This window comes from Paenibacillus sp. sgz302190 (assembly GCF_059820445.1).
Window position 1 is genome coordinate 192212 of sequence record NZ_JBZYAO010000012.1, and the last position, 11000, is coordinate 203211.

9 protein-coding genes and 1 tRNA gene are annotated in these 11000 nt (G+C 50.1%); 3 read left to right on the forward strand and 7 right to left on the reverse strand.

Translation table 11 applies throughout. From position 1 onward, the window contains the following. Positions 1 to 6: 6 nt before the first annotated feature. The 6 genes from AC6RNO_RS15890 to ppc form a co-directional block, all read right to left on the reverse strand. Positions 7 to 1257 carry a CdaR family protein gene (locus AC6RNO_RS15890; protein ID WP_474684856.1) on the reverse strand — a complete coding sequence of 417 codons (1251 nt, stop codon included), beginning with the start codon at positions 1255 to 1257 and terminating at the stop codon, positions 7 to 9. After that, positions 1250 to 2065, reverse strand: a complete 816-nt coding sequence (gene cdaA / locus AC6RNO_RS15895; RefSeq protein ID WP_497106011.1) for a diadenylate cyclase CdaA — start codon at positions 2063 to 2065, stop codon at positions 1250 to 1252. Before cdaA ends, AC6RNO_RS15890 begins: the two co-directional genes overlap by 8 nt. A gap of 176 nt (positions 2066 to 2241) precedes the next feature. Next, a complete protein-coding gene (locus AC6RNO_RS15900) occupies positions 2242 to 2892 on the reverse strand; it encodes a zf-HC2 domain-containing protein (RefSeq protein ID WP_497106012.1) in 651 nt (216 codons plus the stop codon). Between the two features lie 22 nt (positions 2893 to 2914). Continuing rightward, complete coding sequence (gene sigW, locus AC6RNO_RS15905; RefSeq protein WP_488438480.1) at positions 2915 to 3511, reverse strand: RNA polymerase sigma factor SigW; 597 nt, start codon at positions 3509 to 3511, stop codon at positions 2915 to 2917. A 58-nt stretch (positions 3512 to 3569) separates the two neighbouring features. Next, positions 3570 to 4439, reverse strand: coding sequence for an EamA family transporter (locus AC6RNO_RS15910; RefSeq protein WP_474684860.1), 870 nt, complete (start codon positions 4437 to 4439; stop codon positions 3570 to 3572). 125 nt (positions 4440 to 4564) lie between these two features. Then, a complete protein-coding gene (ppc, locus tag AC6RNO_RS15915) occupies positions 4565 to 7351 on the reverse strand; it encodes a phosphoenolpyruvate carboxylase (RefSeq protein WP_497106013.1) in 2787 nt (928 codons plus the stop codon). Between the two features lie 339 nt (positions 7352 to 7690). Between ppc and AC6RNO_RS15920 the strand changes: the two genes are divergently transcribed. The 3 genes from AC6RNO_RS15920 to AC6RNO_RS15930 all read left to right on the forward strand — a co-directional run bounded on the left by AC6RNO_RS15920 (position 7691) and on the right by AC6RNO_RS15930 (position 10187). Beyond that, the gene (locus AC6RNO_RS15920; RefSeq protein WP_497106014.1) at positions 7691 to 8143 is read left to right on the forward strand and encodes a CcdC protein domain-containing protein; all 453 of its coding nucleotides are present in this window, start codon (positions 7691 to 7693) and stop codon (positions 8141 to 8143) included. An 84-nt stretch (positions 8144 to 8227) separates the two neighbouring features. Continuing rightward, positions 8228 to 9466 carry a histidine kinase gene (locus tag AC6RNO_RS15925; protein ID WP_497106015.1) on the forward strand — a complete coding sequence of 413 codons (1239 nt, stop codon included), beginning with the start codon at positions 8228 to 8230 and terminating at the stop codon, positions 9464 to 9466. A gap of 49 nt (positions 9467 to 9515) precedes the next feature. Further along, complete coding sequence (locus AC6RNO_RS15930; RefSeq protein WP_474684864.1) at positions 9516 to 10187, forward strand: response regulator; 672 nt, start codon at positions 9516 to 9518, stop codon at positions 10185 to 10187. A gap of 711 nt (positions 10188 to 10898) precedes the next feature. Here AC6RNO_RS15930 and AC6RNO_RS15935 read toward each other — a convergent pair. Beyond that, a tRNA-Gly gene (locus tag AC6RNO_RS15935) sits at positions 10899 to 10969 on the reverse strand. Positions 10970 to 11000: the final 31 nt, after the last annotated feature.

The following is an 11000-nucleotide window of genomic DNA, read 5'->3' on the forward strand; positions in this document are numbered from 1 at the left end:
CGAGCATTATGGATTTGTTGTTGTTTTAGGCGGCGTTTTTTCACTAATTTCGACAGTCGCCTTAATATCTTGCGGAGCACCCTTCTTCACAAAGGTCGGAAGGTTGAGCGATACGTTCAGCTCATGCTTTCCAGGCGGCAAATTGCTGACATCGACAATCGCCTGAATATCCTGGGTCTTGATCAGATCGATAATGGCGGGAGCCCCTTCCACCGTCAATTCGATTTGCCCTGGTTCCGGTACGACCACCTTCGTATTGTAATTCTCGTTTTGGCCTATGATGGTCAGCGGTATGTTCGATATCGGTTTCGTAACCGACGGTACAATCTCTACATGCACCGTTACTTTAGCCGGGTCTACCTGAGTTACTTTATTCCTGAGCGGGATATCAAGTGAATATTCTTTGGTCTCATTCATATCCTGCACACTGAATTGCGGTCCCTGGTAGAACTCAAGGTGGTCGACGACGTCCTGCGAGCCATAAATGGTTACCTTATCCGGCGTCTGCGTGATCGAGGCGATGGCGAAGCCTTTGGCAGGCTCTCCGCTTGCCTTCAACTGCAGAGGAACCGTCTGGAACGGGCTCGTAATCGGTATCTCCACATCGACGACCGGCGGATTCATGTCAACCGCAGCTTCCTTGCCCTCCTTGTCAAAAGCCTGCAACCTGACCTGCTTCGTAACCGCAGATTGGGCCTTATCCACGGAAACGTCGCCGCGGACATTCTCGATCTGCTCCAGCTTGCTCGTCGGCGCGGTAATGTAGACTTTGTTGGGCTTCACAATCGGCTGCCCCGCTTTGAGCCCCGAAGCCGGCGTGCCTTTGACATTGATGACGACAGGAACTTCCTTCATTTGCTTCTCTTCTATGACGACGTTTACGGTCTTCGGAATGACTTCCACATCGACGTCCGAAGGAAATCCTATCGGCTTGAGCGCAAGGTTGTGATCGCCGTCGCCAACCTGCGTAAGATCAAGCTCGATCTTGTAATTGTTGCTTGTCGTCACTTTCTTCACGGCGGCATCTTTGCCGCGCAGCACAACCTGCACGTTGGCCGGATCCATTTTTGAAATATAAAAATGACTTTCGTCGTATCTGGTCGTAATGGCGACGTTATTAATCGTTTCCTCCCGATCTCTGAGAAGCGACGTACCCGAAACATTCGTTTCTTCCGTATGTACAACGATCCATAGCAAAATCCCGATCAAGAGGGCGACTACGCGCACCACATTCGTATTCCGCAGCCACTTATCCATTCGAACGTCCCCTCCATTTCAAGAAAGGGTTTTTCTCTTTTGCCTTCGTCTTCGGCTTCAATTCCTCAAACAATTTGCTGATGAGCGATTCCTCTTTAATATCCCTCACGATATGGCCGTTCATCGTCAATGAAATTTGCCCGGTTTCCTCCGAAACGACGATGCACATGGCATCCGAAACCTCGCTCATGCCGATCGCCGCCCGATGCCGCGTTCCCAGCTCCTTGCTGATAAAAGGGTTCTCGGACAACGGCAAATAACAGCCCGCGGCCATCAGCTGATTCTGGCGCAAAATGACAGCTCCGTCGTGAAGCGGCGTGTTCGGTATAAATATATTAATCAGCAGCTCCGCACTGATTTTGCTTTCTATGGCAATGCCGGATTCCACGTAGTCCGTGAGCCCGGTCTCCTTTTCGAATACGATCAGGGCGCCGATCTTGCGTTTGGCCAAATAGTGGGCGGCCCGAATCACTTCGCTGATCCGCTTGTTCACGTCATGGTCCTCTTCGGACGAAGACCGGCTGAACAGCTTGCCCCGGCCAAGCTGCTCCAGGGCGCGGCGAAGCTCCGGCTGAAATATAATAATAACGCCCAGTACCCCGAACGTAAAAGCTTGATTGACCATCCACTGCAGCGTGCTTAGCTTGAACCAGATGCTGATGGCCCAAGTGAAAACAATGACCAGAATGCCCTTCATGAGCTGTATGGCCCTTGTCCCGCGAACGAGCAGTATGAGCTTATAAATCACATAGCTGACGATCAGGATATCGATAATATCCTTAATCGAGATGCCCGTGAGTAAATCCATCCATGATTCCCCCAACAACTGCGCGCTTTTTCTCTCTATAAATAGATCATAACATAATATGAACCATTGATCTATCGACCTCTCCTTTCCTGACGTTCAAAATCCGGAAAAGGTTCAGAAAATGAAAAAAAACGCCTCCAATCCCGGTCGCGGCCGGAAAAGAAGACGCTTCTATTTCATTTGGAAAACATGTCTACAAATTCTCCGAGCTTATACCAGACCCAGCTCACAGCCTGATCTACGGTCGTCACCTGGCCAGCGATATGTGCGGTCGAAGCCAAATTCAGCGTACCGTCAATCACGGTCAAATTGCCGGCGACATCGCCTTCAACCTGCAGTTTCCCGCGCTGTACGACAAGATTTCCTTTGACGGTATGGCCTTGGGGCACGATCACCGTATCCCCCTGAATCACAACGTCCTCCAGATCGTTGCCTTTTACCATCATTTGCTGGTCTTCGTTCCACATCGACATGAAGCTTCCGAACATCACGGCAACAAAAACGACGGCAACGGACGCAGCCGGGTGCCGACGAATCCATTTCACCCAAGGATTGCTTTTTTTCGCAGGCGGAAGTCCGTTCATAATCAGTGCGGTCAAGTGATCCGGCGCATGCAGTGCCGGCAGCGATTTGACAATCGCGTCCGTCCTCTCCAGCTCTTTGAATAACGCATGGCAAGCCGTGCAAGAGATCAAATGCTCTTTTAGCTCCAGTGCCTCCGATCCCTGTAAATCACCATCCAGATATTCATGCATGAGCGGGAGGGCTTCCTTGCAATTCATCATCAGCCACCCCTTTCTTTGCGTTTGCGTAATGTGGTATACCATACGTTTGAGCTCCGAATTTGTTTCACCATCTGAGCACGTTCCGTGCGGAAAATTGTTCATCCTGTTCCAATTTTTTACGCAAATATTCCCGGCCGCGGTGCACTCGGGTTTTGACCGTCGTAACCGGCATGTCCAGGACATCTCCGATTTCCTGAAGCGACATATCGTGAAGATACCTCAGGATCACCACCGATTTATATTTCTCCGGCAGCGTTTCGATCGCTTTGCGGACCTGCTCCTTCGTCTCGGAAACGATGACCTGCTTTTCAGGCGTTTCTTCATGACCGGGAAGCAGCGAGTAATAATCGGCGCCCTCCCCTTCAGGCATTTCCGCATCCAGGGAATACGTATTTTTCCTTCGCCGAAGCTTATCTATGCAAAGATTGGTACCAATCCGAAAAATCCACGTCGAAAACTTTTGATTCTCATCGTATTTATGCAAATTCGTGTATACCCGCAGAAACGTTTCCTGCACCGCATCCTCGGCTTCGTGCTTGTTGTTCAGCATCCGGTAAGCCAGGTGAAAGATCTTGTCTTTGTACAGGTCTACAAGCTCGGCAAAAGCCCCCCGATCTCCGTTCCTGGCCATCTTGGCCAATCGTGCTTCTACAAAATTCACTTTAGGCATCCTCCGGCTTCATCACAATTCGTTTCCCGTAAGAAATAAAACGCTGCAATCAGGATTTGTTTTCAGAAACGACTATTCCAACCAAGATAAGAACCATACCTACCCATTGAATTCCCGACACGTGCTCTCCAATAATCAAAAATGCGGCAATTACGGCAACAGGCAGCTCGATGGACCCAAGCATAGCCGCGAGAGCGCTCCCGATACGGGGAATTCCGATATTGAAAGCTATAGTCGGCACCACTTGCCCCAGGAAACCAAGCAGCAGCCCCCAAAGAATGAGGCTCCCTCCGTTCGCTGCGGCAAATACGGTAGGCGGATAAATGATATACATGACTGGAATAGCTGCTGTCAGCATCACGGCGGATTTCATCAGCGGCGGAAGGGAACTTTTGACTTGGCCCGTAAAAAAGAGGAATACGCTGTACGTTAAGGCCGACAACAGTCCGAAAACGAGCCCTTTCGCGCTAAACTGCCGCAGATCCGTTTCAAAAATATTGACCGAGAGCAAAGTGCCAAGGATGATTAAGACGATTGCAAGCGCTTCTGCTTTTCTGGGAAATCTGCGCTTCACCAGGCAATCCATGGTTATGGTTATCCAAGTAAACTGAAACAGAAGAATGATCGACAAAGAAGCGTTGAGTTCGGAAATCGCGATATTGTAACAAATAGTCGTTAACGCCAGGCCGAATATGCCAATCAAGCTTAGTTTTACCCATGGGCCTTTAAAAGGATTCATCCACGACGGCTTATGAAAAAGCACCAGAATCCATACGAATAACGTTCCCACCGTCATCTGCGCGGGGGTGATTTGCGAATCGCCAAAACCTTGCTCGTACGCCATTTTGATAAAAGAGGAGAGCAGTCCGTAGCTGGACGCTCCAATGATGACCAGAACTATAGCCAACCATCGCCCCATGCTGTGCATTCTCCTTATCCGCGGGCTGCTTGCGATAAGCACAGGAAAAGTCGAGACGCCCTTTCTGTCAAGGCTCCCGACTCCCTTTCCTGCTTTAACCTCACGCTGTATATGATGTGGCGCGATCAGCCCGTATTTCTAAGCCCTGCGGCAATTCCGTTAATCGTAAGCAGCACTTCTCTGAGAAGTTCAGAGTCGTCTTCATTGCCTTCCTGCAGCGCGCGAAGCTCGGTCAGCAGCTCAACCTGCATATAGCTCAGCGGGTCTACGTACGGATTTCTCAGACGGATCGATTCCTGAATAACCGGAACGTTGTCCAAAATTTCATCCTGCCCTGTAATTTGCAAAATGAGGGAGGAGGTCAGCTCGTATTCCGCCTTGATCAGCCCGAAAATGCGCTCGGCGATCTCCGATTTTTTCACCATGCTGCCGTACTCTTTGGCGATAAGCAGATCCGCTTTTGCCAATGCCATTTGCAAATTATCGATCATGGAACGGAAGAATGACCATTCTTCGTACATTTCCTTGAGCGTATTCAAATTCTCGGCTTTTCCTTGATAAAAGCTTTGCAGACCTGTTCCCGCCGCATACCATGCCGGCAGCAAGTAACGGCTTTGCGTCCAAGCGAATACCCAAGGAATCGCCCGCAAATCTTCAAAACGGTCGCTATTTTTGCGCTTCGACGGACGGGAACCGATGTTCAGCTCGCCAATTTCCGGCAGCGGTGTCGATTCTTTAAAGAATGTCAGGAAATCTTCATCGCGGAAAATAAGATCCTGATATTTCGTTTGCGAACGCTCGGAAATACCTTTCATGATCGTTTCCCACTTGTCTTCCAGAGGGTGCCTTTGCGGCGAACGCGACAATTTGGATGCCGTAATCAACGCAAACGTCGCCTGCTCCAAACTGCGGTAAGCGATGCCCTGCAAGGAGTAGCGCGAAGACAATACCTCGCCTTGCTCGGTAATTTTGATGCCACCGCCCAGCGTTTCGACCGGCTGCGCCAAAATACTGCGGTTCAGCGGCATGCCTCCGCGCCCGAGCGCGCCGCCGCGGCCATGGAAAAACTTCAGCTTCACGCCGAATTTTTTCGCCGCTTCCGTAATGTCCTGCAGTGCCATGCGGAGCTCCCAGTTCGCCGTTATAACACCGCCGTCTTTGTTGCTGTCCGAGTAGCCGAGCATGATCTCATGAAGCTGGGTAACCGGGTCCAGACTCGCTTTATACGCCGGAATCGCCAGAAGCGTCGACATAATGTCCGGAGCGGCGTGCAAATCGTCGATCGTCTCGAACAACGGCACGGATTGCAGCGTACAAGTGACGGAACCGTCGCTTTCCTTCCGGTACAGTCCGGCTTCTTTCGCAAACACAAGCACTTCCAGAAGGTCGCTGGCGCCTTGCGTCATACTGATCAAATAGCTGGTAATGCAATTGCGGCCAAACTCTTTTTGCGCCTGCTGAACAGCCCTGTAGACGCTCAGACACTCTTCGGTGCCTTCGGAATAGTCAAGGTAATTCGAAGTGATCGGCCGAGGATCGTTCAAAATATCGCTCAGCAGCTTAATTTTCGCTTCCTCGTCAAGCTTGGAGTAATCGCCGACGATGCCCATTTTCGCCAAAATCTCCGTCATCGCCGATTCGTGCTCTTTGCTGTGCTGCCTGATATCGAGCGCAGCCAAATGGAAGCCGAACAGTTCGACCTGGCGGATGATTTTTTTGATGTATTTGTCCGCTACGTATACGGCAAAATGATTTCTCAGGCTTGCGTCAATAATCTTCAGGTCCTGAATGAATTCTTCAGGATTATTGTATTTATGAGAAGCCGGAACGTGCGCGATGCCGGCATGCTGGATTTTTTCAAGCATATAGGTCACTTTGATCCGGTACGGCTCTTTTTCATTGCGCCACACGTCCTGAATCTCGCCGAGCGCTTCCTTGTCCTCCTGGATGGAGGATATCAGCTCGTCGCTGACGCCCACTATATTTTTGCTGAAGCTCATGTGCTCCAAAGTTTCTTTTAACATTTCCGCGTACTTCTGCAGGGCCAGCTGGCGATGAAGCCCCAGCGTCTCCCAGGTCACGTCCGCAGTTACGGACGGGTTGCCGTCGCGGTCCCCGCCGATCCATGAACCAAATTTCAGGAAAGACGGCACGTGCCATGTCTGCTCCGGATAATATTTGCCCAGGCAGCGCTCCAGCTCGTAGTAAACTTCAGGCAGCACGTCGAACAGCGTCTCATCAAAGAAATAAAGGCCATTGCGCACTTCATCGATAACCGTAGGCTTCCGGTCGCGAAGCTCGTCGGTCTGCCAAAGGTTCAGAACCTCGCCCAAAAGCTTCTCGCGGAGCTGCTCGCGCTCACGGTAAGTAAGCATCGGGTCGTCCAATTTCATCATGTCGTCGGAGATGCGAAGATTGATATCCAGCACGGCTCTGCGCATCGCCTCGGTAGGGTGGGCAGTCATCACGAGCTCCAGAGAAATCGATTGTAAAATTTCCTGAACCTCGTCGTAAGGAACGTGATTGTTTTTCAATTCTTGTACAATGCTTTCGATCGAACCCGGTTGAACCGAATCGCCCGATGAACGCTCGTAATCCCGTTTACGGCGAATACGATGGTTTTGCTCCGCAATGTTAACCAGTTGAAAATAAATGGCGAACGCCCGAATCACCTGATGGCGAATTTCCGGGGCTAACGAGCCGATCGTGTGCTTGAACTCCTGAAAAATTTCCGGCACAAAATGAGCCCTCAACGATTTGCTCATCTCCCGGATTTTCTCCACAACATCAAGCAGTTCGTGTCCGCCCTGATGCACCAATACTTCACCCAAAATATGCCCCAAGAAGCGTACATCTCTGCGCAGCAAATTGTTGGTCGACTGCTTCTGTAAGGTCATACCGCTCTCTGTCATACTCTCCACCTCATCTATCTGCTATGTTGCTCTAAAGCTTTAATCTATAAAAAACCATTACAGAATATTTTACCACAATCCTTTAGCTTCATATAGTGCCAAAATAAAAAAAGACCCAATTTAGGCGGTGGTAATTTATGTATAGTATGCTCCGTTGCGCATAGAGGTAATATGGAATATAACGCCATTTTACAAGCTTTTGGCACATCCTTGACCTGAACCCTGTATCCATCTTTAGAAGTACGCGGCATAGCGAAAATCAACCTCTCGAAGGACTTCATATGTGGCATGAGCCGATATACTTGTGCTATAACAATCAAAGAGAGGCTGAGGCGAACCATGAATACGATGACAAGTTACTTGATCATCCTCGTTATTATTATACTTCTATCGATGAGGGAAAAGGAAGTGCGCCCTGCAACAATGTGGATTGTGCCGGCCCTTTTCATATGGCAAACCGTCCCGAATATCGCGCAGTCCGAGTTGACGCCGCTACGGCTTCTGCTTTATCTAGTCTGCTTGATTTTCGGTCTGGTTGTCGGCTTTTGGAGAGGCAAGCTGGAAACAGTACGCGTAAACCCTGCATCCGGAAAAATCACTTCTCAGGGATCAGTTGCCGGAGTCGCCGTTTTTATGGGCATCATGCTGCTAAGAATGCTGGCCGGCTACTGGGGCAAAGAGCATGCGTTAATCTCGCTGACCACGGCGCTGCTCCTTATTCCGCTCGGCACGATATGCGCCCGCCGGTATGTGATCTATTTGAAATACAAGCAAATATTGGGCCGACGGTAAATAGCGGGCGACCGGATTGTACAGCGATGTATACTCCGGCCGCCTTACCGCGTAAACCCGGATAATTGCGGAAAGGACCGCTGCATGGATAAGACTTCCGTTCTGCTCGAAATATGTAAGCAAAAAGTATTTTCCCGGCCGCGTGCTATTGCGCTGAGCCTGCTTATCCTGTACACGCTGGTGCATACCATTAACCTCTCGTCCCTCGTTTCAATCGTGCTGGGGATTGTTTTGTGCCTGTCTTACGTAACTTTAGTGTGGCTGCCGAAACGGCTGCGAGCGAACCGCAGTATGGTCATCGCTCTCATTGCTCTCTGGATATTGACTGTTGTCGATTGGCTCTATTTTGATGCCGATCAGTCAGCCGTCACGTTAATTAGCTATCTTGTAGGCTATACGGCGTTATCCTTACCCGGTTCGGTGTCCGCTGCGATAATTGCTGGAATAATCGCAACCGATGCCCTCATTTTCTTTTATGTACGGCAAAAGAGCTTTGACGATATCCTTGTCATCTCCGTCATTCATGCAGGATTATATGTACTGTTGTGGGGAGCACGATTGAAACGTGCTGCCAGAGAAATGAACGCACGCCATTTTGAAGAGTTGAAAAAAGCCCATGCGCAATTGGCCGATGCCCACTTGGAGCTTCAACAAGCGCATCAAGACTTGGAAGAAGCCACCACACGCGTGCTGCGTTATGCGGTCCTGGAGGAAAGGAATCGAATTGCCGTAGATATACACGACAGCATCGGGCACGGCTTAACTTCTGTAATCGTTCAACTGCAGGCCCTTCCTTATGTATTAAAATCGAACTCCGCTGAAGCCGACAATACCGTCCGAACCGTATTGGAAGTAGCCCGCCGCTGTTTGCAGGAAGTGCGTTCGGTCGTACACCAAATGGCCGTCGACGATGCAGACCTCGGTTTGGTAGCAATGAAAAGCTTGGTCAAACAAGTCCAGGATCAAAGCGGTATTCAAATCGCCTTCTCCGTTAATGAACCGGTCAACCAATGGAGAGTCGAAATCGCCGAATTGCTTTATCGCGTTCTCCAGGAGGCTTTGACCAACGTGATTCGCCATGCCAAAGCCTCTCATGTTGATATTCACCTGAACGAGAACCATGGTGAAATCACGATGACCGTCAGCGACAACGGGAACTATGACAGACCTGACCCGCCTTCGCCGGGATTCGGTCTTTCGGGAATTCAAGCGCGGTGCGAGAGAGCAGGGGGCAGTTTTCTTATACGTCCGAGGAAAACGCACGGGTTGGAACTGATTGTGGCCGTTCCTCTAGGTAGTGGTGTTCAAGTTCAACAAAGCTAAACATCGGGGAGTCAGATAACACTTTCTCGGACAAATTAGGAGGTTAACCATGAATTCAGCCACGATTCGGGTAGCGATTGCTGACGACCAGCCTTTAATCAGGCAAGGTCTTAGCTATATCATCAACGCTCAGGAAGACATGTGTATAGTCGGCGACGCCGGCAGCGGACGCGAAGCCGTATCGCTGGCAAGCCGTACGAAACCTCACGTTCTGCTAATGGACGTGCAGATGCCGGAATGCAGCGGAATCGACGCAACACGCGAAATCGCAGCTTTAGAGCCCGACTGCAAAGTCGTCATTCTTACGACATTTGATTTTGAGAAATATGTATTCGACAGTATCCGTTCGGGAGCGGTCGGGTATTTGTTAAAAGACGCCGATCCGGCCGAACTGATCGATACCATTCGATCCGCTCACCGAGGAGAAGCTATATTTCGTACGGGGATAGCTGCCAAGGCCATCGCTCAAGCCGTACAAACCGCCATACCCTCTTATGCGAGCGGTGCAGCGGATATCCACATTACTGAGACCATTACCGATCGGGAAATGGAGGTTCTCCAGCAGATGGCCTACGGATTGCGAAACGAAGAAATCGCGGCCAAACTCCATATCAGCGAAAGCACGGTAAAAACCCACGTCCATCGAATCCTGCAAAAATTCGGCGTCGAAGACCGCACACAAGCGGTTGTATACGCGATTCGAAACCGGATAGTTTCGTAAAAAAGCCCCGCGGAATATGCCCCCGCGGGCTTGTATGACTAGTAAGCAGTCAGATTTAAATCGGCGGATTAGCAGTAAACTCTGAAAACTATCGATCGATTATCCGCAATTCAAGACCTGACGCTATACTAGGTGCAAACGGCCAAGTCAATCGAGAGTGCCCTGCCTCACGCAGCCCACTTGCTAAAAGCTGATACAAAAACCGAAAGCGTCCAGACCGTTTGAAGCACTGGCATGCCAGGAGGCAGCGCATTTGCTTAGGCGCGGGGAAAAACCTGCAAAAGTGCAGCTTTTAGGTCGCTGAGACGCTTGTTAACGAAACATTCCTGCAAATGTGCAGTTTTTTTCGCGAATATTTGAGCTCAGACCCATTTGTGTCGGAATTCCTGCGCAATTGCAGGCTTTTTCCAAAAATAGACCACAAACGCAGAAAAAGCCTGCACTTTCGCAGGCTTTTCGGGTTACCAAGCTCTAGCACGCTTCACGAGTGGCTGCACCAACAATTAAGGTCCGCTCTGTCTGCCCCTACCCAAAGTGCCGTGACTTTTCAAGATTCTGAATTGTGCTTTAATCCCCTAACAATCTTGCCTCAAACGTCTTCCTGGAGATTTGCAGGTTATTTCCGCCCCGTATTTCCACCTTGGAAAAACTGTGTTATGACAAAAAACAAACTCCCTATGCTCAGCATAAGGAGTATGTTTTGAAACTGTAAGCGGGTGATGGGAATCGAACCCACGCTACCAGCTTGGAAGGCTGGAGTTCTACCATTGAACTACACCCGCGCGTATCGGGACGACACGATTTGAACATGCG

Coding starts and splice junctions, on each gene's coding strand:
- AC6RNO_RS15920 (WP_497106014.1), top strand. CDS start 7,691: ATGAATACGATGACAAGTTACTTGATCATCCTCGTTATTATTATACTT.
- AC6RNO_RS15890 (WP_474684856.1), bottom strand. CDS start 1,257: ATGGATAAGTGGCTGCGGAATACGAATGTGGTGCGCGTAGTCGCCCTC.
- AC6RNO_RS15930 (WP_474684864.1), top strand. CDS start 9,516: ATGAATTCAGCCACGATTCGGGTAGCGATTGCTGACGACCAGCCTTTA.
- AC6RNO_RS15910 (WP_474684860.1), bottom strand. CDS start 4,439: ATGGGGCGATGGTTGGCTATAGTTCTGGTCATCATTGGAGCGTCCAGC.
- AC6RNO_RS15900 (WP_497106012.1), bottom strand. CDS start 2,892: ATGGTATACCACATTACGCAAACGCAAAGAAAGGGGTGGCTGATGATG.
- AC6RNO_RS15925 (WP_497106015.1), top strand. CDS start 8,228: ATGGATAAGACTTCCGTTCTGCTCGAAATATGTAAGCAAAAAGTATTT.
- cdaA (WP_497106011.1), bottom strand. CDS start 2,065: ATGGATTTACTCACGGGCATCTCGATTAAGGATATTATCGATATCCTG.
- ppc (WP_497106013.1), bottom strand. CDS start 7,351: ATGACAGAGAGCGGTATGACCTTACAGAAGCAGTCGACCAACAATTTG.